Annotated in this window: 17 protein-coding genes; 12 read left to right on the forward strand and 5 right to left on the reverse strand. The window is 71.5% G+C overall.

From position 1 onward, the window contains the following. Positions 1-18: 18 nt before the first annotated feature. Entirely contained in the window at positions 19-606 is a 588-nt protein-coding gene (locus tag ABEA43_RS58455; protein ID WP_345576521.1) for a PadR family transcriptional regulator, read from the reverse strand. 206 nt (positions 607-812) lie between these two features. Between ABEA43_RS58455 and ABEA43_RS58460 the strand changes: the two genes are divergently transcribed. The 4 genes from ABEA43_RS58460 to ABEA43_RS58475 are packed head-to-tail and all read left to right on the forward strand — an operon-like array spanning position 813 to position 4117. Continuing rightward, positions 813-1568, forward strand: coding sequence for an SDR family NAD(P)-dependent oxidoreductase (locus tag ABEA43_RS58460; protein ID WP_345576523.1), 756 nt, complete (start codon positions 813-815; stop codon positions 1566-1568). 49 nt (positions 1569-1617) lie between these two features. Beyond that, complete coding sequence (locus ABEA43_RS58465) at positions 1618-2490, forward strand: fumarylacetoacetate hydrolase family protein (RefSeq protein WP_345576525.1); 873 nt, start codon at positions 1618-1620, stop codon at positions 2488-2490. Beyond that, positions 2487-3314: a fumarylacetoacetate hydrolase family protein gene (locus ABEA43_RS58470; protein WP_345576527.1), complete on the forward strand. Its 828-nt coding sequence runs from the start codon at positions 2487-2489 to the stop codon at positions 3312-3314. Before ABEA43_RS58465 ends, ABEA43_RS58470 begins: the two co-directional genes overlap by 4 nt. A gap of 17 nt (positions 3315-3331) precedes the next feature. Continuing rightward, positions 3332-4117, forward strand: coding sequence for an SDR family NAD(P)-dependent oxidoreductase (locus tag ABEA43_RS58475; RefSeq protein WP_345576529.1), 786 nt, complete (start codon positions 3332-3334; stop codon positions 4115-4117). Between the two features lie 64 nt (positions 4118-4181). Here ABEA43_RS58475 and ABEA43_RS58480 read toward each other — a convergent pair whose 3' ends face one another. Beyond that, a complete protein-coding gene (locus tag ABEA43_RS58480; protein ID WP_345576531.1) occupies positions 4182-6035 on the reverse strand; it encodes a glycoside hydrolase family 3 protein in 1854 nt (617 codons plus the stop codon). 78 nt (positions 6036-6113) lie between these two features. Next, positions 6114-6854, reverse strand: a complete 741-nt coding sequence (locus ABEA43_RS58485; protein ID WP_345576533.1) for an IclR family transcriptional regulator — start codon at positions 6852-6854, stop codon at positions 6114-6116. A gap of 245 nt (positions 6855-7099) precedes the next feature. On the opposite strand from ABEA43_RS58485, the gene ABEA43_RS58490 reads away from it, so the two are divergent. The 4 genes from ABEA43_RS58490 to ABEA43_RS58505 all read left to right on the forward strand — a co-directional run bounded on the left by ABEA43_RS58490 (position 7100) and on the right by ABEA43_RS58505 (position 13661). Continuing rightward, positions 7100-8416, forward strand: a complete 1317-nt coding sequence (locus ABEA43_RS58490; RefSeq protein ID WP_345576535.1) for an MFS transporter — start codon at positions 7100-7102, stop codon at positions 8414-8416. Positions 8417-8473: 57 nt separating this feature from the next. Further along, positions 8474-11083, forward strand: a complete 2610-nt coding sequence (locus ABEA43_RS58495; RefSeq protein WP_345576537.1) for a family 78 glycoside hydrolase catalytic domain — start codon at positions 8474-8476, stop codon at positions 11081-11083. Between the two features lie 107 nt (positions 11084-11190). Next, entirely contained in the window at positions 11191-12789 is a 1599-nt protein-coding gene (locus ABEA43_RS58500; protein WP_345576539.1) for an ATP-binding protein, read from the forward strand. Between the two features lie 347 nt (positions 12790-13136). After that, a complete protein-coding gene (locus ABEA43_RS58505; protein WP_345576541.1) occupies positions 13137-13661 on the forward strand; it encodes a MauE/DoxX family redox-associated membrane protein in 525 nt (174 codons plus the stop codon). A gap of 9 nt (positions 13662-13670) precedes the next feature. Here ABEA43_RS58505 and ABEA43_RS58510 read toward each other — a convergent pair whose 3' ends face one another. After that, positions 13671-14120, reverse strand: a complete 450-nt coding sequence (locus tag ABEA43_RS58510) for a hypothetical protein (protein WP_345576543.1) — start codon at positions 14118-14120, stop codon at positions 13671-13673. Between the two features lie 37 nt (positions 14121-14157). Further along, on the reverse strand, positions 14158-14526 hold the full coding sequence (locus tag ABEA43_RS58515) for a hypothetical protein (RefSeq protein ID WP_345576545.1): 369 nt from the start codon (positions 14524-14526) through the stop codon (positions 14158-14160). A 211-nt stretch (positions 14527-14737) separates the two neighbouring features. Here ABEA43_RS58515 and ABEA43_RS58520 point away from each other — a divergent pair, with 211 nt between their 5' ends. From ABEA43_RS58520 to ABEA43_RS58535, 4 genes are all read left to right on the forward strand, one after another. Further along, positions 14738-17938, forward strand: coding sequence for an AfsR/SARP family transcriptional regulator (locus ABEA43_RS58520; protein WP_345576547.1), 3201 nt, complete (start codon positions 14738-14740; stop codon positions 17936-17938). Positions 17939-18712: 774 nt separating this feature from the next. Further along, a complete protein-coding gene (locus ABEA43_RS58525; RefSeq protein WP_345576549.1) occupies positions 18713-20638 on the forward strand; it encodes a multicopper oxidase family protein in 1926 nt (641 codons plus the stop codon). 207 nt (positions 20639-20845) lie between these two features. Beyond that, positions 20846-21403 carry a copper resistance CopC family protein gene (locus ABEA43_RS58530; RefSeq protein WP_345576551.1) on the forward strand — a complete coding sequence of 186 codons (558 nt, stop codon included), beginning with the start codon at positions 20846-20848 and terminating at the stop codon, positions 21401-21403. Further along, positions 21390-22511 (forward strand): copper resistance D family protein, encoded by a 1122-nt coding sequence (locus ABEA43_RS58535; RefSeq protein WP_345576553.1) that lies wholly within the window; start codon positions 21390-21392, stop codon positions 22509-22511. Before ABEA43_RS58530 ends, ABEA43_RS58535 begins: the two co-directional genes overlap by 14 nt. Positions 22512-22645: the final 134 nt, after the last annotated feature.

Below are 22645 nucleotides of genomic sequence, written 5' to 3' on the forward strand. Positions count from 1 at the left end.
CCAGCGGATCGGCCGTTCTCACCGCGGATCCTCCTCGCTCTCGAGCCAGGCCAGAGCGTCCTCGGCCCAGGCGATCTCCGCCCTGGCGCGGGCGATGTTGCCCTGCATGGCCAGCACCTTGAGCCCGGTGATGAGCCCGTGCTCGCTGCGCGGGCGGCGGGCCAGCCGCTTGACCAGCCGGGGGAAGACCCCGCGCCGCAGTTCGCGCAGTTGCCGGAGGTAGACGGCCAGCAGGTCCTCGTGGTGCCGGCGGTGCGTGCTCAGGTGCTCGCGGATCACTTCCACCGGGGCGGTGTCGAGGAACATCAGCTTGACCCGTTCGGCGTCGCGGACGGGCGGGTAGTCCACCGGCTGCGCCAGCCACTCCCGCAACTCGGCGGCCCCCCGCTCGGTGAGCTGGTAGGTCCGCTTCGGCTTGCCCGGATTGTCGTCGGTCATGCTGCTGGTCACGAGCCCCTCGCTCTCCAGCCGCCGCAACTCCGGATAGATCTGGGTGTGCGAGGCGTACCAGAACCACCCCAGCGACTCGCCGAACTCGCGCGCGAGATCGTAGCCGGAGGTCGGCTCGGTGCTGAGGAATCCCAGCAGGGCGTATTTCAGGGACATCCGACCGTCTTTCGCGCTCCGGGGCCACAGGACCTATGTCAATCTTTACATACGTCCGCCAACCCGAAGCCCTGGAAGGTCCGAGCACGTGAAAGGAGAGATTGACATAGGGAGAGGGGCCGCCGGACATGGACATCCGCATCGGCGCATGGCTAGCATCCGTCAGGATGAAATCGACTTTCGCTGGATGAACTTGGAGGCCGGTCATGGATTGGCTCGGTCTGAGCGGGCGCAAGGCGCTCGTCATGGGTGCGGGCGGCCTCGGCGCCGCCTGCGCCAAGGGCCTCGCGCAGGCGGGGGCGGCCGTGACCGTCGTGGACGTGGACGCGGCCAGGCTGAAGGAGCTGCAGGCCGACCCGCACCTCGGCGCCGCCGGCATCCGCGTCATCCGCGCCGACCTGGCCGCCGCCGCGGCGTGCGAGGCGGCGGTGACGAGCGCCGCCGCCGAGCTCGGCGGGCTCGACGTGCTCGTGCACGCCGTCGGGGTCAACGACCGGCGGCCCGTGGTCGACACCCCCGACGAGGTGTGGGACCGCATCGTCACCCTGAACCTGTCCACCGCCTTCTGGGCCGGGCGGGCCGCCGGCCGGCTGATGCGGGAGGCCGGCCGGGGCAGCATGGTCTTCTTCTCCTCGGTCTCCTCGCAGCTCGCGCATCTCCACCACGGCCCCTATGCGGCCAGCAAGGGCGGCCTGGACCAGCTGGTCAAGGTGATGGCCAGGGAGTGGGCGGCCGACCAGGTGACCGTCAACGCGGTGGCGCCCGGCTACACCGAGACCGAGCTGACCCGCGACTACCTGGCCAGACCCGGGATGCGGGAGGAGATGACCAGGCTGGTCCCCGCGGGACGTCTGGGGACGCCGGAGGACGTGGTGGGCGCGGTCCTGTTCCTCCTGTCGCGGCGGGCCTGCTTCATCACCGGCCAGGTGCTGTACGTCGACGGCGGCAGGACGCTCGTATGACCGCGCCGCCGCGCCAGGAGCCGGACCGGCCACTTCAGGGAGAGGGAACATGAAGCTGATCACCTTTGACGACGGCCGCGTAGGGCGGCTGGAGCTGGAAGAACGCCTGGTCATCCCGTTGCGGGTGCCCTCCACCAGGGCGTACTTCGAAGGCGGCGGCCACGCCCCGGAAACCGGCGAACGCCTGCGCCTGGACGACGTACGGCTGCGCGCCCCGATCGTGCCGAAGAAGTTCTTCCACACCTCGGGCAACTTCCGCGAGCACGAGGACGAGTCGAAGAGCGTGGACTGGTCGCACCCGATCCACAAGGGCATCGTGTTCTTCCAGAACGTCGATGCCATCGTGGGCCCGGACGAGCCGGTCATCTACCCCGAGCACCTGACCGGCGAGCTGGACTACGAGCTGGAGATCGCGGTCGTGATCGGCAAGCCCGGCAAGTTCTTCGGCGTGGACGACGCCCCCTGTCACATCGCCGGTTACGTGGTCTACAACGACATCACCGCCCGCGACATCCAGCGCAGGGAGATGGCCTCCGGCGTGTTCTCCTTCTGCAAGGCGATCGACACGTTCAACCCGCTCGGACCGTACATCGTCACCGCGGACGAGATCCCGGACGCCCAGAACCTCGACATGGAGCTGCGGGTCAACGGCCGGGTCCGGCAGAAGTCCAACACCAGCCGCATGTCGGTGTCGATCCCGCACCTGGTGGCCTACCACTCGCCGCAGGGCTACAGCGCGGGCGACCTGATCTCCACCGGCACCATCCAGGGCGTGGCCGGTTTCAGCGGCGATCCCAGCCTCTACCTCAGGCCGGGCGACGTGATCGAGGCCGAGGTCGAGCGGCTCGGCGTGCTGCGCACTCCCGTCGTGAGCTGGGAGCAGGGGCACGGGACCCCGGTGCCGGAGAAGGTGGACTGGTGAGGGCCGGCGTCCTGGACGGCCGGGCCGTGCTGATCCGCGGCGAGCTGGCCGCGGACGTGGCCCGCCGCGGGTTGCCCGGCGAGCCGATGGCGCTGCTCGAACGGTGGGCGGAGCTGCGGGAGCTGGCGGCCGGCCTGCCGGACGACGCCTTCGACCTGCCGCTCGGCCAGGCCGTCTGGCAGGCGCCGGTGCCGGTGCCGCGACAGGTGTTCGCCGTCGCCCTGAACTACCCGCCGCACGCCGCCGAGGCCGGCTTCGCCCCGCCGGACGATCCGCTGGTGTTCACCAAGTTCCCGGCCTGCCTGACCGGGCCGTGCTCCACCGTCACGCTGCCCGAGGGCAAGGTGGACTGGGAGGCGGAGCTGGTCGCGGTGATCGGGCGCCACGCCTACCGCGTCGGCGAGGAGCGCGCGTGGGAGCACGTGGCCGCGCTCACCGCGGGCCAGGACCTCTCCGAACGCGTCACCCAGAGCAGGGGCGTGCCCGCCCAGTTCAGCCTGGGCAAGTCCTTCCCCGGTTTCGGCCCGATCGGCCCGGTCCTGGTCACGCCGGACGAGCTGGCCGACCCGGACGACCTGGAGATCACCTGCCTGCTCAACGGCGAGGTGGTCCAGCACGACCGCACCAAGTCGATGATCTTCCCGGTGCCGGAGCTGGTGGCCAGGATCTCGGCCGTGGTGCCGTTGCTGCCGGGCGACCTGATCTTCACCGGCACCCCGGCCGGCGTCGGCAACCGCCGTACCCCGCCCCGCTACCTGAGCGCCGGCGACGAGCTCGTCACCCGCATCGAGGGCATCGGCGAGTTGCGCCAGACCTTCCAATGACGACAGGAGAACGTCGCGTGTCAGAGCAGTCCATCCCCCGGCGCTTCGTCGGCAAGAGCGTGCTGGTGACCGGCGCGGGCACCGGTTACGGGGCCGAGATCGCCGTCCGCGCCGCCCAGGAGGGCGCCCGGGTGGCGGTGCACTACAACACCTCGGCCGCCGGAGCAGAGCGTACCGTCGCCAGGATCGAGGAGCTGGGCGGTGCGGCGTTCACCGTCCAGGCCGACATCAGCCGGCACGACGACATCCGCCGGATGGCCGGAGAGGTCTTCACCCGCTTCGGCGGCCTGGACGTGCTGGTCAACAACGTCGGTGACGTGGCGCCGGAGCAGATGTCCTGGCGCGACCTCACCGAGGAGTCGATCGACCGGGTGCTCGCGGTCGACGTGAAGGGCACCATGCTGTGCACGCACGAGCTCGGCTCACGCATGCTGGAGCAGGGCCACGGTGCGATCATCAACATCGGCTCCACGGTCATCGTGCGCGGCAGCCCCCGCGCTCCGCAGTACGCCGCCGCCAAGTACGGCATCCTCGGCATCACCAAGTCCTACGCCGCCGCCTTCGCCCCGACGGTGCGGGTCAACACCTTCGCGCCCGGGTTCATCGAGACCGAGGCCACGCTGAGCCGGCACGACTGGCAGAGCGGCCGTCGCGAGGAGCTGATCTCCCGCACCCCGATGAGCCGCGTCCCCGGGCCGGCCGAGCTGGCCGGAACCGCGCTGTTCCTGGCCACGGACGACGCCGCGCACATGACCGGCGTCTATCTCAACGCCGACGGCGGCTACAACATGATCGGCGCTTGAGAGCGCCGAACAAGGGCCGTACGAGCGCCGCCTGGTCGTGGATGCCACGCCCAGGCGGCGGGCGTCAGGCGCCTTCGCCGCGCGGATGCCAGGCGTGCGTCTCGGCGGCGTGGCCGAGGGGGAAGACCGGGTCCGCGGTGCCGCCCGGCAGGTCCTCCGGATGGGCCTCGACGGCGGCCATGGATCGGGGCAGCTCGAACGGGAGCCGCCCCTCCGGGCGCGCGTGCCCGAACACGACGTCGAGCACGGCGTCGTCGCCGGCCCCGAAGTCGGCGACCAGCGCGGCGGCGCATGCGGCGAGCTCCGGGATGACGGCGGGGCGGTCGAGGAAGACGTCGATCACGGTCGGCACGGTGGCGGCCAGCGCGCACAGGTGCTCGCGCTGCCGGTCGGGAAGGTCGAGCCGGCCCTGGTGGAAGAACGCCTCCGGCAGCCCGGACCGGGGCTCGTACGGGGCCCCGATGCGCACCAGCGCGACGTCGGCGTCCTCCGGCCGGTTCACCACGGTCGCGTACGCGGCGGCGGCGCCGGGGTCGATGCCCTCGACGTAGAGCCGGATCCCGGAGGCGAGCGGCAGCAGGCGGGAGTCGTTGCTCAGCAGCGTCATCGCCCGCCGCTGCGCCGCCGCGCCGGCCGCCGCGAAATCCGCCCGGCCCACGGTGGCCACCGCGCGCTCCTCGTCCACGTACGGGTCCTCGAACAGGCCCAGCTGGAACAGCACGGTCAGCACGCGCCGTACCGACTCGTCGATCCGCGCCTCGCCGACCCGGCCGGCGGCGACCAGCTCGGTGATCACCTCAGGGCACCACTCCCCGCCGAGCTGGTCGACGCCGGCGTCCAGCAGGAGCAGCGCGCGCCCGGCCCGGTCGAGGTGCTCCACGCCCCACGCACGGGCCGGCCACACGCTGCCGTCGGGCAGCACGGCGGCGGTGAGCAGGCCGAAGTCGGTGCACACGACGCCGTCGTAGCCCTCGTCGCGGCGCAGCAGCCCGGCCACCACCTCCCGGTCGAAGGCGAACCCGACCTCGCTGAGCCCCGGCACCCCCACCGGGCGGCCGTAGTACGGCATCACGGCGGCGGCCCCCGCGCGCAGGGACGGGCGGAACTGCTCACGGTGCAGCTCGAACAGCCCCGCCGGATAGACCTGGTCCCGGCCGTTCGCGAAGTGCGCGTCCTCGCCGCCGGCCTGCGGGCCCGCGCCCGGCCAGTGCTTGACCATGCCGGCGACGGAGCCGGGGCCGAGCCGCGCTCCCTGCAGCCCCTCGACGTAGGCGCCGGCCAGGCGGCCCACCACGTCCGGGTCGGCGCCGAACGTGCCGGCGGCGCGGCACCAGCGCGGCTCGCTGGCCAGATCGGCCATCGGGTGGATCGCCATCCGGATGCCCACCGCGGCGTACTCCGCGCGGATGACCCGCGCGAACGCGCGTACCAGCTCCGCATCGCCGATCGCGCCGAACCCGAGCGGTTCCGGCCAGCGCGAACAGCCGCCGGAGGGGACCGAGGTCAGCGGGTTCTCATTCGCCGAGTGGCGCGGATCCGAGGAGACCAGCACCGGGATGCCCAGCCGGCTGTTCGCGGCCAGGTCCTGCAGCCGGTTGTGCCAGCGGGCCAAGGGCCCGGCGGCGACCGGCGCCATCAGGGTCAGGCAGCGCAGGTGCAGGTCGCGTACGGCGTGGGTGGTCGGAGCGACGGGCAACGGGCCCGCCGATTCCTCGGCCAGGCCGCCGTCGGGCCGGGCCGCGACCGGCGCGTGGCACATCAGCCCGGCCTTCTCGGCCGGCGTCATCCGGCTGATCAGGTCGCTCACCCGCTGCTCGATCGGGCGGTTCGGATCTTCGTACGGGGCCATCACGCCGTCGCCGTCCAGGTCACGGAAGGCGACGCCATCGTGGATGAGCCGTGGTTCGATGCGTGACACAGGCCTGAGCATGACGGCGGGTGACGCCGGTCACCTATCGCCATGCCATTCATTGGCAGGACTGTCGATGCCGCCGGCTCAGAGATGGGACGAACGGCGCGCGCCCAGTTCGCGCGAGATGCTCCGCGCGGCGGTCTGCACCGCCAGTCCGAGCAGCCGTGGCTGCGCGACCCGCTTCGGCACCAGGACCCCCAGGACGCCCACCGCCGTCTCGTCCTGGCCGAAGACCGGCGCGGCGATCGAGACGATGGTCTCGGACTCGTCCTCACGGCGGAACACCGCCAGCCGCTTCAGCCGCACGTCGGCCAGGGTGCGGCGGAGGGTGTCGGCGGGGATGAGCCGGTTGTCCGGCTCGCTGTAGATCGGCTTGGCCAGCAGCTCCTCCTGGACCTCCTGGGGCGCGAAGGCCAGCAGGACCAGCCCGACCCCGGTCGAGTGCAGGGGAAGCCGGCCGCCGGTCCGATATTCCACCGACGCCGCCTGGCGGGCGGACAGCCGCTCCACGAGCATCGCCTGCATCCCGTCACGGACGGCGAGCTGCACATGCTGACGGGTGACCTCGGCCAGGTCGTGCATGAAAGGCAGGGCGAGCTCGCGGAGCCCGTGCCCGCGCGGCGCCAGCGTGGCGACCTCCAGCAGCCGGAGGCCGATGCAGTAGCGGCCCGCGCCGTCCCGTTCGAGCGCGCCCCAGCTCACCAGCCGCGTCGCCAGACGCAGGGCGGAGCTCAGCGGGATCGCGCTGCGGCGGCTCAGCTCGGCCAGCGTCAGTACGCGGTGATCGGCGTCGAACGCCGCGAGCAGGGAAAGGGCGCGGTCCACGACGGGCTCGCCGTGCGGGGGCCGGCGTCCGCGCGCCGGTGCGGAGGCCGTCCGGGTCGCCCGCACATCAGGTTGGCCGGATTGTGATGACCCGGGCCTTTCATTGATTGGCATCTCGGCTTAACGGTACAGCGCCACGGCGTCATTCTTCCGGGCAAGCCAGGCGCGGAACGGGTCGGCGGCCTTCGACAAGCCCTCGCAACCATCGCCGCCGATGGCTGACCGCTCGGCGAAAGGTGTCCACGATGAGCAACTCTGACCTGCAGGGCGGGAGTCTGCCGGACCCGGCGGGCCTCGGCTCGGCCGACCGCGGCACTCCTCCGGAGGGCTGGCCCAACCCGCGCCACGGCTTCCTGCTCTTCCTCGGCCTCGCCGCGATCGGCGCCGCGATGGCCAACCTCGTGCCCGCCGTCCTGACGCTGTCGATCAAGGCGACCGTGATCGCGCCGGATGACGCCGCCACCGTGGTCTCCATCGTCACCAGCATCAGCGCCTTGTGCTCGCTCATCGTGTTCCCCGTGTTCGGCAGGCTCAGCGACCGCACCACCGGCCGGCTTGGCCGGCGGCGGCCGTACCTGCTGCTGGGCGCGCTGCTGTTCGCGGCCGGCGCGCTCACCATGCTGGCGGGTGACACCACGCTGGTGCTGACGGCCGCGGGCATCGTCACGGCGGTGGGGTTCAGCTCGGCCACCGTCGCGCTCACGGCGGTCGTCGCCGACCAGTTCGCGCCGGAGCGGCGGGGACCGGCCTCGGCCGTCATCGGGCTGAGCCTGCCGGTCGGCGCGGTCGTGGGCCTGTTCATCGCGCAGTCGGTCGCGCCGAATCTGGCGGCGATGATCCTGCTCCCGGCGGGGGTCGCGGCGCTCGGCTGCGCCCTGTTCGCGGTCATGCTCAAGGACAGGGAGCTGTCGCCGGCCGAACGTCCGCCGTTCGGCTGGGGTGAGGTGCTCGGCACGTTCTGGGTGAACCCCGCGCGCAGCCCCAGCTTCGGCTGGGCCTGGCTGAGCCGCTTCCTGGTCTTCCTCGGCGTGGCGGCGATCCAGGCGTACCAGGTCTTCTACCTGATGAACGTCCTGGGCTTCGCGCCCACGGAGGTCGCGGGGGCCGTCTTCCTGTCGACGCTGGTCCTCACCGCCGCCGCCCTCGTCTTCGCCCCGATCGCCAGCAAGATCTCCGACCGGGTCAGGCGGCGCAAGCCGTTCGTCATCGCCTCGGCGCTCATCTTCGGGGTCGGCCTCCTGCTCGCCGCCTTCGCGAACTCCTTCCCCTTCTTCCTGTTCGCGATCGGCGTCGTCGGGCTCGGCCAGGGCGTCTACTTCGCGGTCGACATCGCGCTCGTGACGGAGATCCTGCCCGACCCGGCCAACCCGGCGAAGGACCTCGGCATCATGAACCTCGCCAGCAGCCTCCCGGCCTCGATCCTGCCGGCCATGGCTCCCGCGATCCTCTCGATCGGCGCCTCGGCGGCGGCCCCGCAGAACTTCTCGGCGTTGTTCCTGTTCGGGGCGGTCGCGGGGCTGCTGGGTGCGGCCCTGATCCTGCCCATTCGGACGGTCAGATAGCGTGCCAGGAGGTCCAGGTGCGCGCGCACCGCACCGGCGCGAGGCAGAAAGTCCCTCATGACCGCACCCACCCACCTTCGCGTCGAGCACCTCGACGAGCCGCTCGGCATCGGCACGCCGCGCCCACGCCTGTCGTGGTGGCTGCCGGCGGGCAGTTCACGTCAGCTCGCGTACCGGATCCAGGCGGACGGGTGGGACTCCGGCGCCATCAGCTCGGCGGCCAGCGTCCTGGTCCCCTACGAAGGGCCGTCCCCCCGGTCGGGGCAGCGCGTGACCTGGCGGGTCAAGGTGTGGACGGACGCCGGGGAGAGCGGCTGGTCCCGGTCGTCCTGGTGGGAGCCCGGCCTGCTGGAGCCGGACGACTGGACCGCGGCCTGGATCAGCCCGGCCGATCCGCGGACGCCCGGGCCCGGCGATCGTCCCGCCTACCTCCTGCGTACCACGTTCACCCTGGACAAGCCGGTGGTCAGGGCCCGCGCGCACGCGACCGCGCGCGGCCTGTACGAGCTCCACTGCAACGGCAGCCGGGTGAGCGACCTTGAGCTGCTGCCCGGGTTCACCTCGTACCGGACGCGGCTGCAGGTGCAGACCTTCGACGTCACACCGCTGCTGGGGCAGGGACCCGGCGTGCTCGGCGCGGTGCTCTCGGACGGCTGGTACCGCGGCCGGCACGGCTTCCTGCGGCTGCCCGATCAGTGGGGCGAGGAGGTCGCCCTGCTCGTTCAGCTCGTCGCCGACCACCCGGACGGCAGCAGGACGGTGATCGGGACGGGCCAGGACTGGCGGTGGGCCACCGGCGCGATCCTGTCCGCCGACCTCATGGACGGCCAGCGCGTCGATCTGCGCGAGGACCTGCCCGGCTGGTCACGGCCAGGACCGTGCGGCGGCGTCTGGAGCGACGTGGCGATCGCCGAGCCGGGGCAGGCCCGGCTGGTCGCCTCCCCCGCCCCGCCCGTACGGGCGGTGGAGACCCTGCGCCCGGTCGGCGTGACCACGGTGCGTCCCGGCGTCCAGGTGATCGACCTGGGACAGAACATCAACGGCCGGCTACGGCTGACCGGACTCGGCCCGGCGGGCACGACGCTGACGCTGACCCATGGGGAGGCGCTCACCCCTGACGGCGACGTGACCACCGAGAACCTGCGTGCCTTCGACTTCGTCACCCGCACGCCGCTCCCGGCCGGCCAGACGGACCGGGTGACGGCGGCGGGCCTGGACGGAGAGACCTTCGAGCCCCGGCACACCACCCACGGCTTCCGCTACGTGCGGGTGGAAGGCCACCCGGGTGGCTTGGTGCCCGGCGACGTGGCCGGCGTCGTCGTCCACACCGACCTGCGCCGCACCGGCTGGTTCCGGTGCGGCGACGAGCGCCTGAACCGGCTGCACGAGGCGGCGCTCTGGAGCTTCCGCGGGAACGCGTGCGACATCCCGACCGACTGCCCGCAGCGGGAACGGGCCGGATGGACCGGCGACTACCAGCTGTTCGCGCCGGCCGCCGCGTTTCTCTTCGACGTCGCGGGCTTCACCTGGAAGTGGCTGCGCGACGTGGCGGCAGAACAGTGGCCGGACGGCCGCGTCCCGAACTACTCCCCCGGTCAGCCGCCCTTCCTCGTCAGCCCGGCCGAGGCCGGCATGACCGGCTCGGCGGGCTGGGGTGACGCGATGGTGAACGTCCCGTGGGAGATGTGGCGCGCGTACGGCGACCGCGACCTCCTCGCCGAGTTCTACCCGGCGATGCTGCGCTGGGTGGAGTACGGCGCCGCCCGCGCCCGGGAACACAGCCACCCCGGCCGGGTGCCCGGGCCCCACGACCGCTACCTGTGGGACACCGGCTTCCACTGGGGCGAATGGCTCCAGCCGGACGGTCCGCGACATCCGGCGCCCGACCGCGACCACAGCGTGGTCGCCACCGCCTACCTGCACCGTTCCGCCCGTCTGGTGGCCGACATCGCCCGGCTGCTCGGCCACCAGGACGACGCCGCCCGCATGGACGAGCTGGCCGCGGGGACGCTGACGGCCTGGCGGCACGCGTTCGTCCGCCCGGACGGCGGCCTGGCCGTGGACGACCAGGCCACGCACGTGCGGGCGCTCGCGTTCGACCTGGTACCGCCCGGGCACCGGTCCCTGGCGGCGGCGCGCCTGGCCGAGCTCGTCCGCAGGGCCGGGACCCATCTGACGACCGGCTTCCTGGCCACCCCTCATCTGCTGCCGGTGCTGGCCGGCAACGGTCACCTGGACGTGGCGTACGAGCTGCTGCTGCGCGACACCGCCCCGTCCTGGCTGCACATGATCGAGCAGGGCGCGACCACGATCTGGGAGCACTGGGAGGCCGTCGGCGGCGACGGCACGGTGCAGGGCTCGCTCAACCATTACAGCAAGGGCGCCGTGATCTCCTTCCTGCACACCCACGTGGCCGGAATCCGCCCGCTGCGGCCGGGCTACCGCCACTTCGCCGTCGCGCCCCAGCCGGGCGGCGGCCTGAGCTGGGCGGAGGCCGAGCTGCACAGCCCGTACGGGCGGATCCTGTCGTCGTGGCGCGTCACCGGAGGCGCGCTGGAGCTGCGCATCGAGGTGCCGCCCGGCACGACGGCCGACGTGCGGCTGCCCGGGACCGGAGGGCTCGTGACCGCCGATCCCGGCACCCATACCTACCGCACGATGCTCTGACCTGCGCCGTGACGGCGAGGTCGCCTGGCCGTTCCGCCCTGCCCGCGGGCAGGGCACGGAGGCGCCTTTCTCCGACAGCCGACCAGGAGCGGTGGCAGAATGTGACCATGCGGCCACCCCGAGCGAAATACTTCAACACCACCGGCCCGTGCGGCCCCCAGCACCACTACATGCTGCCCCCCACGCAGCGGCTCCCCCAGGCGCGCGAGCTCATCGAGATGGACCGCTACTTCGTGCTGCACGCGCCCCGGCAGACCGGGAAGACGACCGTCCTGGACGCCTTGGCCTCCGGCCTGACCGCCGAGGGAGACATCGCCGCCCTGTCGTTCTCCTGCGAGCGCGCCAAGTCGGCCGGCGACGACGTCGAGTGGGCAGAGTCGCTTCTGCTGGATTCCCTCCGCGAGGCCGCCGACCTGTCGAGCTGGCCTGAGGAGCTGCTGCCACCGGATCCCTGGCCGCAGGTCACGCCGGGCAGCCGGTTCGGTGCGGCGCTGCGGGAGTGGTGCCGGCGCTGTCCGCGCCGGGTGGTGCTGTTCCTCGACGAGATCGACGCCCTGCAGGGCAACAGCCTGGTCAGCATCCTCAGCCAGCTCCGCGACGGTCACAACAGGCGATCGAAGGGCTATCCGTTCCCCGCGTCGATGGTGCTGTGCGGGCTGCGCGACCTGCGCGACTACAAGGTCGCCTCGGGCGGCGAACTCGGCCGTTCCAACCCGGCCAGCCCGTTCAACATCGTCACCGAGTCGCTACGCCTGGGCGACTTCACCGCCGACGAAATCGCCGAGCTGTACGACCAGCACACCCAGGCGACCGGCCAGGAGTTCACCAAGGACGCGGTGGACCGGGTCTTCGAGCTGACGCAGGGACAACCATGGTTGGTCAACGCCCTCGCCTTTGAGATCATCCTCCAGATAGGAGAGACTGCCGCCATCACCACCGGACAGGTGGAGGACGCCAAGGAACGGTTGATCCGGAAGCGGGCCACCCACCTGGACTCCCTCGTGGCGCGGCTGCGCGAACCACGGGTGGAACGGGTGATCGAACCGATCCTGGCAGGAACGTGGCCGGACACGGACTCTTCATTCGACGATGACGTCTCCTATGTTCACGACCTGGGCCTCATCCGGGCGACCAGGGAACTCGAGATCGCCAACCCGATCTATCGAGAGGTCCTGCTACGGATCCTGGGCCAGCGTACGGAGCGGTTCGTGCTGGCCGATCCGCACAGCTTCGTGCTTCCGGACGGCCGGTTCGACCTGCCGCGCCTGCTGCGGGAGTTCGTCGTGTTCTGGCGCGAGCACGGCGAAGTACTCATCTGCCAGGAGGGCTACCACGAGGCCGCCTGCCAGATCATCCTCATGGCCTTCCTGCACCGGCTGGTCAACGGCGGCGGCCAGTGCGACCGGGAGTACGCCGCGGGCACCAAGCGCCTGGACGTGCTGGTCCGCTGGCCTTACACCAGCCCCGAAGGCGAGCGGCTGGTGCAGCGGGAGGCCATGGAGCTGAAGGTCTGGCGGGCAGGCGAAACCGACCCGACGCCCGATGGCCTCGCCCAGCTCGACCGCTACCTGGACCGCCTCACCCTTCACACCGGCGCGCTGGTGATCTTCGACCGGCGCCCCGAGGCCCTGCCCTGGAAGGAACGAGGCGGCTTCGAGCAGGCGGCCACCCCGTCCGGCCGCCAGGTCACCGTCCTGCGCGTGTGACGGCTACCCGGCCTTGCGCAGCACCACGCCGAGCAGGCGGTCCGTCGCCAGATATCCGGAGTGGCGAGAGTCGTGCGAGCGGTCCGCGTTGTCCCCAGCACGACCAGGTGGCCGGCCGGCACGTGGGTGCCTGGCGCGGTCCGCAAGGCGGACACGGTGTCCCGGGATATCGGGTCGCCCGGAATGGCCGTGACCCGCTTGATGGCACCGAATCGGCACGACGGTCTCCCCTACTCGATGATCTTCGAGCGTAACGAACCCCTCCGCACGTGTAGGTGATATCTCCGCGAAGCACCCGGACCCGAGTGCTCTTGCTGGCCGCGCGTACGCGTGGCTAGGTTGTGATCATGCAGTACGTCGATGTGGCGAGCAGACTGCTACTGCTCACGGTGTTCGCGCTCGCACTGGTGAGCAAGGTCTCCAGCCGCAGGGCCTGGGGCGAATTCGCCGAGTCGCTCAGGGCGATGGCGGTGGTCGGCGACACGAAGGTCCCGGTGGCCGCGGCGGGTGCGGCGGCGGCCGAGGGCGGTGTCATCGTGCTGGCCGCGGTGCCGCTTCGCTGGGCCGGATCAGCGGCGTTCATCCTCGCCGCCGGGCTGCTCGGGTGTCTCACCGTCGCTGTCGTCATGGTCGTACGGAGGGGGAACGCCGTCGCCTGCCGCTGCTTCGGCGCCTCCCAGACGCCCTTGGGCCTATCGCACGTGGTCCGTAATGTGGTTCTCGTCGTGATAGCTCTGCTCGGGCTGGCGGGATCCTTGGCGAACGGCTCCTTCGATCCGGCTCTCAGCGCGATCGCCGGCGTCTTCGGCGCCGTTCTGGGGTTGCTCATCACCCGATGGGATGATCTCGCCTCGTTGCTCGTATCACCTTGAGTGAGCTGGTCAGTTGAACTCGTCCGAGGACCTGCAAGTCATGAGCCCGTCCAGGCTCAGGCCCCCGGTCAGCAGGCCTGCTACGTACCCGCATCCTGCTATGTAGCTACCTCGCCTGGCGATCGCGGCGAAGACCGCTCCGGAGAACAACTGCCGGCCGGCCGGATTGGAGATCCGTGGCTGGACGCTGCACCTGGTGGCGTTGTTGCAGGTCTTCGTCTTGCGCGCGGTTCTCAACGGGATGGTGTGGCGGTTGACGTCCGCCGAGACGATGATGCGGTTCTGGACCCGGTTGCAGATGACGACGTACGAGGCGACGACGGCAGAGCCGCTCTTGTAGATGCTGGAGACGAGCCCGCGGCAGCCGTCGCGATTGGCGGCGTGGGCCGGCAGCGCTCCGACGAGCATGGTTCCTGCGGCGACCGTTGCCACGAGGGCGACCCTCATGCCTTTGTTCATGGGAGATCCTTGGCTATCAGGGGGAAGTGGCTGAGCGTCAGGTCCCGAACGAGAACGTCCCGCGCAGGATGGTGCCTCGTCCGCTCCAGTAGCTCTTGTAGTCGGCTCGGTAGGTGACGTCTTCGAAGGCGGTGAGCACTTCGCAGGTGGCGCCCGGGTGCCGGATGTTGTCGTCTCTGATGACAAGGGGTTTTCCGATCACACCCGGGCGGGTCAGGGTCACCTCGACCCAGGCCGTCCCCGTGGTGTCATCCGCCCGGACGCACAGCTCGTTGGCAGGGTCGGCGTAACGGACGATCCCGTCTCCGACGTCCCGTTGGAAGCTCGCCGCCAAGGCCGGTGGTGCGAAAACGACGCTCGCCACCGCGGCGGCGACGCCGGCGGTGATCATTTTGAGCGGGTTCATGCTCCTCCTTCTGACGAGGCTTTGTCAGGCTGGATCGTTGCACGCGTCGGCAGCACCCTGGAATACGCGGGGAATACGCCTGGTCACCCGGCTTTGCTTGGCCGAACGGGTGCGGCGGCACCGGGCGAGAATATTCGCAATCGTTTCTTGACCCAGTGGATCAACGAAACAGACCGCCGGGGTTTACAGTGCGTCCAGCCAAGGGGGCGCGATGGAGTTCGGGATACTGGGTCCGCTGACGGCATGGCGAGAGGGCCAGCAGCTCGATCTGGGCACGCCTAAGGCGCAGGTGCTGCTGGCGGTCCTGCTGTGCCAGGCGGGTTACCCTGTTTCGGAAGATCAACTCGTCGTGGCGCTCTGGGGGAACGCCCCTCCGAAGAGCGCCACCAAGAACGTGCAGACCTACGCCCACCGGCTCCGGCGGCACCTGGGCGACCCGGCTCTCGTGGTGCGGCAGGGCTCCGGCTATCTGATGCCGGTGGCCGGGGACGAGCTGGATGCGGCGAGGTTCGAGAGCCTGGCCGGCTCAGGGCAGGCGGTGGAGGCCGCCGGTGCGCCGGAGGAGGCGACCCACCGCCTGCACGAGGCGCTGAGCCTCTGGCGCGGGCCCGCGTTCGTCGGCATGACCGATGTCCCGATGCTGGCCGCGGAGGCCTCGCGGCTGGACGAGGTCCGCCTGTCGGTCCTGCAGTCGCGGATCGCCGTGGACCTGAGGCTGGGACGCCATGCCGGCCTGCTGGGCGAGCTGACCGCGCTCACCGGCGAGTACCCCCTGCGGGAGCGGCTGCGCGCGCAGCTGATGCTGGCGCTGTACCGCTGTGGCCGGCGGGCGGACGCGCTCGCCGAGTACGCGCGTGCCCGCAAGACCCTGATCGAGGAGACCGGCCTGGACCCGGCCGAAGAGCTGCACGACATGCATCAGCGAATCCTCACTCAGGACCCCTCGCTCGACCTCGTTCCCCGCGGGAAGGCGACGATCGCGGGTCCCCCTGCGGAGGCCTCACGAGCCCGCCGTGAACGTGCCGCCCGCCTGCCGGATGAGCGGGGGAAAGTGCGGCACGCCCTGTCCGCCGACGGTCCCGTCCATGCCCCGGCCCCGATGCCCGAGCCTCAAGCGGCCCCCACTCCCGCCGAGTTGCCGCCGGACATCGCGGATTTCACCGGCAGGGACGACGAGGTGGCCGGCCTCACCGAGGTCCTCACCAAGCCGCGGCCGGGCACCGTCGCCCTGGCCAGCATCGCGGGTCTGGGGGGCCTGGGTAAGACGACGCTCGCCGTGCACGTCGCGCACCGGATCGCGGATCGCTTTCCCGACGGCCAGCTCTACGCGGACCTGCGCGGCGCCTCCGCGGATCCGGCCCGACCGGAGGACGTGCTCAGCCGGCTCCTGTTCGCGCTGGGCGTCAGCCCCACCGGCATACCCGAATCCCTGGAAGAACGCGTGGCGCTTTACCGGAGCTGCCTGGCCGGGCGCAGGATTCTCATCCTGCTCGACAACGTCGCCGGGGAGAAGCAGGTGCGGCCGCTCCTGCCTGGGGCCTCGGGCACGGCCGTGCTCCTCACCGGACGTGTCCGGCTGGTCGGTCTCGAGGGCGCGAGCCTGCTGGAGCTCGACGTCCTGCCGTCGGGCCAGGCCATGGACCTGCTGAGAAGGATCGTCGGCGACGAACGCGTCCAGGACGACCCGGACGCGGCGCTGCAGATCATCCGGCTGTGCGGCCGGGTCCCGCTGGCGGTCCGCATCTCGGCGGCCAGGCTCCTCGGCAGAAGGCAATGGAGTCTGGCCCACCTCGCCGGCGTCCTCGGGGAGGAGCGGCACCGGCTGGACGAACTGGTGGCGGGCGACCTCGACGTCCGCGCGGGATTCGAGATGAGTTACCGGATGCTGCCCGCGGGCGCGCAGCGGGCCTTCCGGCTGGCCGGGCTGCTCGACGCGCCCGATTTCGCCTCCTGGGCGGTGGCGGCCCTCCTGGACGTGCCGGTACGGCAGGCGGAACGTGAGATCGAGACCCTGGTCGACGCCCACCTGCTGAACCTCACCGGAACGGACGAGACGGGCAGGCTCAGGTATCGCTTCCACGACCTGATCCGGTTGTACGCGCGTGAGCGGGCGCAGCGCGAGGAGTCCGAACCCGGGCGCCAGGCCGCGCTCCAGCGAGCCCTGGGTGCGTGGCTGGCGCTGGCGGAGGTCGCGGCGGAGCACGTCCCGGGCCCCTGTTACGCACTCATGCACAGCCGTGCGCCGCGCTGGCGGCTGCCCGCGGCGGTCGCCGGCCCGCTGCTGGCCGACCCGATGGCCTGGTTCGGCGCGGAGCACGCCGCGCTGATGGCCGGGGTCGCCCAAGCGTGCGAGGCACGCCTGACCCCACTCGCGTGGGACCTCGCGGGGTCCACCGAGACGTACCTCAACGTGCGCGGCTTGTACGACGGCTGGCAGCGCATGCACGAACAGGCGATCGCGCTCTGCCGTGAGACCGGCGACCAGCGCGGCGAGGCCGTGCTGATGCGCGGCCTCCTGGAGGTCACCACCTGGAACTCACCGCCGGGCCCCGGACCGGCGATGACACGGATGCGGGCCGACGCTTCGCGGCTCCTCGACCTGTTCACCCTGCTGGACGATCCGGTCGGGATGGCCGACGCCCTGGCCACCCTGGCCTGGAGCCTGACGGCCGACGGGAACGGCAGCGCGCAGGCGCTCGCCCTGGCGCGGCGCGCTCTGCGGACGGCCGCCGACGCGGACTACCTCGGCGGCCAGGCGCGGGCCTATCACGTGATGGCGATCATCCACGGCGAGGACGACCCTCAGGCGGCGCACACGGTCCTGGAGCAGGCGGCGAAGGTGGCCGAGGCGCTCGGCAACGTTCACTACACCACGACGATCACCCAGTTCCTCGGCGCGGCGAAGGCGTTCAGCGGTGACAGCGCGGGCGGCCAGGAACTGCTGGAGAGGTCCCTGGGAATGGCACGGCGGCTGAACTACCGCTATCTGGAGGCGTTCTCGCTGCTCTACCTCTCGAAGCTGTTCGCCATGGCCGGGGACGAGCGGGCCAGGGCGACCGCCGAGCTGACGCTGGCCTACAGCGAGGACGGCAACTTCGGCCACTATATCGCCGACTCGCTCAGCGTTCTCGGGCAGTTGGACCTGGCCGCAGGAGACCTGCCCGCCGCCATCGCCACCCTCGAACGCTCGGTCCGGGTGTGGCTGACCCGCGGCTCGATCCCCTATTTGGCACCGACGCTCCGCGCCCTCGGCGACGCCCACGGCGCCGCCGGCGACCACCGCACGGCCAGGGCCGTCTGGGAAGAGGCCCGCGAGCTGTTCCGCTCGATCTCGCACGAGGACGGCGTGCGAACGCTGGACGCCCGGCTCGCGCGTGAAGGGCGGCCAGGCTCGCCGCCGCCCGCCGGATGATCCCTGGAACGCTGAGGGCGCCGCCGGTTCAGGGAAAGCCGGAACGTGGATATGGGGCATAGATCAGGAGCTACCGGGTCACCCGCCGTCCTCCGCGGAAGCCTGCGCAGCCGATGTAAGAGCAAGTCAGCAGCCCTTCAACGACGAGCGGCGCCCCCGGCACCGAAACCCCGGCAGGGAATCCGGTAACGGCGGTGATGTTGCCTGACTGACTCTGATGATGAACCATTACATCGAACTTGACGGTATCTCATATTTCCCCAGGAACGGCTCTCCGGCCACTGAGCCAATGCCCGCGGCTCGGTGGTCATGGCGAGGAGAGCTGCGAAGCCGACCCGCCTCGTAACGTTCCTCTCGAGATGCGGAGCGAGATCAATCATGCCAGCGCGACACGAAGGCGAGTTCCCGCGGCGGACCTGACCACGGGCCAAGCCGCCGGGAGACGAAGTTTGGCGGCTCACTGGACCGAAGCCCCCTCGTCCGCTCGTGAGATCTCCGCTCGTCGCCGTGCGTTCATGCGCCGTCGCGGCGCGACTCGGCTGCCTCCTCAGGCGATCAAACGACGCCTCGCCCTGTGATGCCCTCCGCCGTCTGTCACGGGCGACGCTCATCGGGCCGTTCTGTCCCGGTGCGCGGCGTTCCTGTCGTCCTTACCCAGCAGCCCGCGCTTCGCCTGCCCTGACGTCCCGTGCGAGCCGACGTGCACTCCTGTGCCGTCCGCCCGGTGCCGCGGCTGGTTGTCACCCTCGTGCCCGACAGGAGGTCGGCACTACCATGACCACCCGTAGACAGTTACTCAAGGGCGGTGTCGTCGCAGGCGCCGCCGCCGCGATCGGCGGCCCCCGGCTACTTCTCGGCAGCAGCAGCGCCGCCGCCGCGGTCATCAACCCCAACTCCATCCCGAAGTACGTGACCCCCCTGTTCATCCTGCCTGCCATGCCGCCGACGGCCGTCCGCTCCGACCGTCTGGAGTACCAGGTCGCGCAGCGCCGCATCGCGCAGCAAGTACTGCCTCCCGGCTTCCCGCGGACCACGGTCAACGGTTACGGCCACCCCGGCAGCGGCGGCACCTTCCATTCCCCCGGCTACACGATCGAGAACAGGGTGAACCGGCAGACCCGGGTCACCTGGATGAACCAGCTCGTCGACTCCGCCGGCAACTACCTGCCCCCGCTGAACACCGTGGACCCGACCATCCACTGGGCGAACCCGCCGGGCGGCAACGGTGGCCGCGACTCCACGCCGACGTTCACCAGCACCCCGCCGCCGTACACCGGGCCGCAGCCGATGGTCGTCCACCTGCATGGCGCGCACGTCTTCGAGGAGAGCGACGGGCTGCCCCAAACCTGGTACCTGCCCAACGCGCGCAACATCCCGAGCGGCTACGCCAGGGTCGGCACCGACTACGAGCCGTTCCGGCAGGAGGCGCTGGCCCGCTGGGGCGTGAACTGGGCGACGGGCACCCTGACCTCGGTCTACCCCAACGACCAGCGCGCCGCCACGCTCTGGTACCACGACCATGTCCTGGGCATGACCCGGGCCGACGTCAACACCGGCCTCGTCGGGTTCTACATCCTCAGCGGCGGCAGCGCCGACCTGCCCGCCGGCACGGTCCCCGGGCCCAGACCGGCGCCCGGCGACCCGGCGGGCCGGAGATACTACGACATCGCGCTGGTGCTGCAGGACAAGACCTTCAACGACGACGGCTCGCTCTTCTTCCCCGGCACCAGTGACCTGACCGGCCCCTACATCCCGGCCTCCGACATCCCGCCCTACTGGAACTCCAGCTTCCAGGGCACCGCCTCCACGGTGAACGGCACGACCTGGCCCATGCTGGAGGTGGAGCCGCGCCGCTACCGATTCCGGCTGCTGAACGCCGACAACTTCCGCACGATGTCGCTGAAGATCGTCCGCGACCCGGCCGCGCGTCCGGGGACGATCGCCGTGCCGACCTGGGTGATCGGCGCGGACGGCGGCTTCCTGCCGCAGGCACAACCGCTGCACGCCACCAACACCGCCGTCATGATGTTCACCTCGGAGCGCGTCGACCTCGTCGTCGACTTCACCGGCATCCCGGTGGGCAGCGAGTTCTACCTGATCAACGACCTCGTCACCGGGACGTTGGGCATCAACGACGTCAGCAACGTCGGCCAGATCATGAAGTTCCGCGTCGTCCCGCTGCAGGGCACCGACACGACCCTGCCGCCGGACCAGCTCCCGCTGCCCGCGAGGCGTAACTTCGGCGCCATCCGCGAGACCCACCGGGTCAGCATGAACGTGCTGGAGAACCAGTTCGCCACCGGCCAGCAGAAGCGGTTCCAGATGGGCGTGATCGACGGCGCCGGCGCCAACCGCCTGGAGCTGTGGACGGATCCCATCTCCCAGACGGTGACGAGGGGCAACAGCGCACTCTGGGAGGTCTGGAACATGCCGGGCGTCGGCGGCGGCCACGCCTTCCACATCCACCTCGTCGAGTTCCAGATCGTCGAGCGGGAGGACCTGGACGCCAACGGCCAGCCGACCGGGGTCAAACGCCCGCCGGCCCCCTGGGAGACGGGCGAGAAGGACACCTGCTTCGCGCCCGCGCGGCAGATCACCCGGTTCGTCGCGCCGTTCGACCTCTCCAGCAGGTACATCTACCACTGCCACCTGGTCGAGCACGAAGATCACGAGATGATGCGCTTCTTCCGCGTCAGCTGATCGCGATGGCGGGGCCGCTCCGGCGACGAGGCCGGGGCGGTCATCTCGCGGCGGCGCGTGCCGCCGCGGGCCGCCGTCTCCCAGCCGACGTCCAAGCCCGCCTGCCCCCTCCGCGGCAGGTTGAGAGGAGGTGCACCGGTGTCGCACGCCCCACGATGGCCGGCCGGTGCCGTTCGTCCGATCCTCGGTGCGATCGTCTGCGTGACGGTGAGCGCCGTTCTCCTGACCGCGCCGGTCCCATCGGCCGCGGCCCGCTCCGCCGCGCCGGCCCTGCGGGCCGTCGCGCACACGTCGTTGAAGGCCAGCAGCCCGCAGGACGGCGGGCGCCTCGGCATGGCGCCCAGCCACCTCGTGCTGGAGTTCACCGGCCGCCTCGTCACCTTCGGCTACCGCGTCGAGGTGCGCGGCCCCGACGGCCGGGCCTACCAGTCGGGACCGCCACGAGTCGTCAGGGACACCTTGACGCAGCCGATGATGCCGCTCGGCCCGCCCGGCGAGTATCGGGTCGCCTTCCGCGTCGTGGCCGCGGACGGGCATCCCCTGGCCGGCGGGATCCGGTTCACCCTCACCGTGCCGGGACCGGCGGCCGGCGGCGTCATGGCTGTGGAGGCGCCCGCCCCGCTCGCCCTCGTACCACCGGCGTCTCTGGCGGACTCGGTGAACAACGCGCCTGCCTGGGCGTCCTGGCTCGCCGGGGTACTGTCCCTGGCGCTGGTGCTCGGCACCGCACTGCTCGGCAGGAGGATGACCCGTGACCTCGACTAGCACCCGCCCGCCGGTCCTGTGGCGGAGCATCGGCCTGCCCGCCCCGTGGCGCAGGCGGCCCATCGCCTACGTCGCGACAGCGGTCGCCGCGGCCGCCGCCGCGCTCGCCCTCGGCATGTGGCTCGGCGGCAACCTCACCCCGTCCCAGATCAACGGGCTGCTCATCGGTGGCACCGGAGGGCTCACCGGCTGGGGTCTGGCGGCCGCCAAGCTGGCGACGGAGCTGTCGTCGATCGGCGTCGTCGGGCTGCTGCTGGCCCGCCTGCTGCTGCCCGAGCACGATCCACGGGCGGGCGTCACCGCCATGCGCTGCGCGCGCGCCGCCGCCCGGCTGGCCCTGGGCTGGGCCCTGTGCAGCGCCGCGCTCCTGCTGTTCAGCTGGGCGAACGTGCTGTCGGCTCCCGTGACGGAGTTGCCGATCGGCAAGCTGTTCACCGACCCGGCCCGGACGTTCCCCGACGCTCCCGAGTTCGTCGCCACCACCGCTCTGGCGCTGGTGATCGCGGCGGGGCTGCGTCTCACGCGGACTCGGCTGGGCGCGGTGACCATGCTGCTGCTGGCGGTCTACAACGTGGTGCCCATGGCCTTGCAGGGCCACGCGGCGCACGGCGACGTGCTCAAGTACAGCCTGATCGTGCATGTCGTCGCCATGACGCTGTGGGTCGGCGGCCTCGCCGCGCTCCTCACGCACGTGCGCAAGGAGCCGGCCTTGCTGGCCGTCGCGGTGCCGCGCTTCAGCACCGTCGCGCTGCTCTGCTATGCCGTGATCGCGGCCACCGGCGCCCTGGCCGCCTGGAACCTGCTCGGGTCGGTGCCGGCGGTGTGGGGGTCGCGGTACGGGGTACTGGTGATGCTCAAGGTGGCGGCGCTGGTCGCACTCGGCGTGCTCGGCTGGTGGCACCGCCGGCACACGGTCCGCCGCGTCAGGGCCGGCGAGGGTGAGCGCTCGCGTCGCGCGTTCGTCCGGCTCGCCGCGGCCGAGGTCGTCGTGATGGTGGTCGCCGTCGCGCTGGCCGTGGCGCTGTCGCGCAGCGCGTCGCCGGACACGATCCTGCAGCACAGCGACCGCGAGCCGCCCGCGCCGGCGGTCGTGTCCGGCGGTACGTGACTCGCGGGCATCGGAACCTCGGCTCGCCAGGGCCGCCGCCGGGGTTCCTCTGACGCCGTTCTCACAGCCTGGGCGACTGGGAGCGCGGCGGGGCAAAGGCCGGGGATGTACAAGGGTCGGCTCATCCCCGGCCT

Source organism: Nonomuraea rosea (assembly GCF_039539705.1).
Lineage (GTDB): Bacteria > Actinomycetota > Actinomycetes > Streptosporangiales > Streptosporangiaceae > Nonomuraea > Nonomuraea rosea.

What these genes read in the sequence shown, in the direction of transcription:
- ABEA43_RS58520 (WP_345576547.1), top strand. Translation starts at nt 14,738, where the DNA reads ATGGAGTTCGGGATACTGGGTCCGCTGACGGCATGGCGAGAGGGCCAG.
- ABEA43_RS58505 (WP_345576541.1), top strand. Translation starts at nt 13,137, where the DNA reads ATGCAGTACGTCGATGTGGCGAGCAGACTGCTACTGCTCACGGTGTTC.
- ABEA43_RS58510 (WP_345576543.1), bottom strand. Translation starts at nt 14,120, where the DNA reads ATGAACAAAGGCATGAGGGTCGCCCTCGTGGCAACGGTCGCCGCAGGA.
- ABEA43_RS58515 (WP_345576545.1), bottom strand. Translation starts at nt 14,526, where the DNA reads ATGAACCCGCTCAAAATGATCACCGCCGGCGTCGCCGCCGCGGTGGCG.
- ABEA43_RS58460 (WP_345576523.1), top strand. Translation starts at nt 813, where the DNA reads ATGGATTGGCTCGGTCTGAGCGGGCGCAAGGCGCTCGTCATGGGTGCG.
- ABEA43_RS58495 (WP_345576537.1), top strand. Translation starts at nt 8,474, where the DNA reads ATGACCGCACCCACCCACCTTCGCGTCGAGCACCTCGACGAGCCGCTC.
- ABEA43_RS58500 (WP_345576539.1), top strand. Translation starts at nt 11,191, where the DNA reads ATGCGGCCACCCCGAGCGAAATACTTCAACACCACCGGCCCGTGCGGC.
- ABEA43_RS58455 (WP_345576521.1), bottom strand. Translation starts at nt 606, where the DNA reads ATGTCCCTGAAATACGCCCTGCTGGGATTCCTCAGCACCGAGCCGACC.
- ABEA43_RS58465 (WP_345576525.1), top strand. Translation starts at nt 1,618, where the DNA reads ATGAAGCTGATCACCTTTGACGACGGCCGCGTAGGGCGGCTGGAGCTG.
- ABEA43_RS58490 (WP_345576535.1), top strand. Translation starts at nt 7,100, where the DNA reads ATGAGCAACTCTGACCTGCAGGGCGGGAGTCTGCCGGACCCGGCGGGC.
- ABEA43_RS58525 (WP_345576549.1), top strand. Translation starts at nt 18,713, where the DNA reads ATGACCACCCGTAGACAGTTACTCAAGGGCGGTGTCGTCGCAGGCGCC.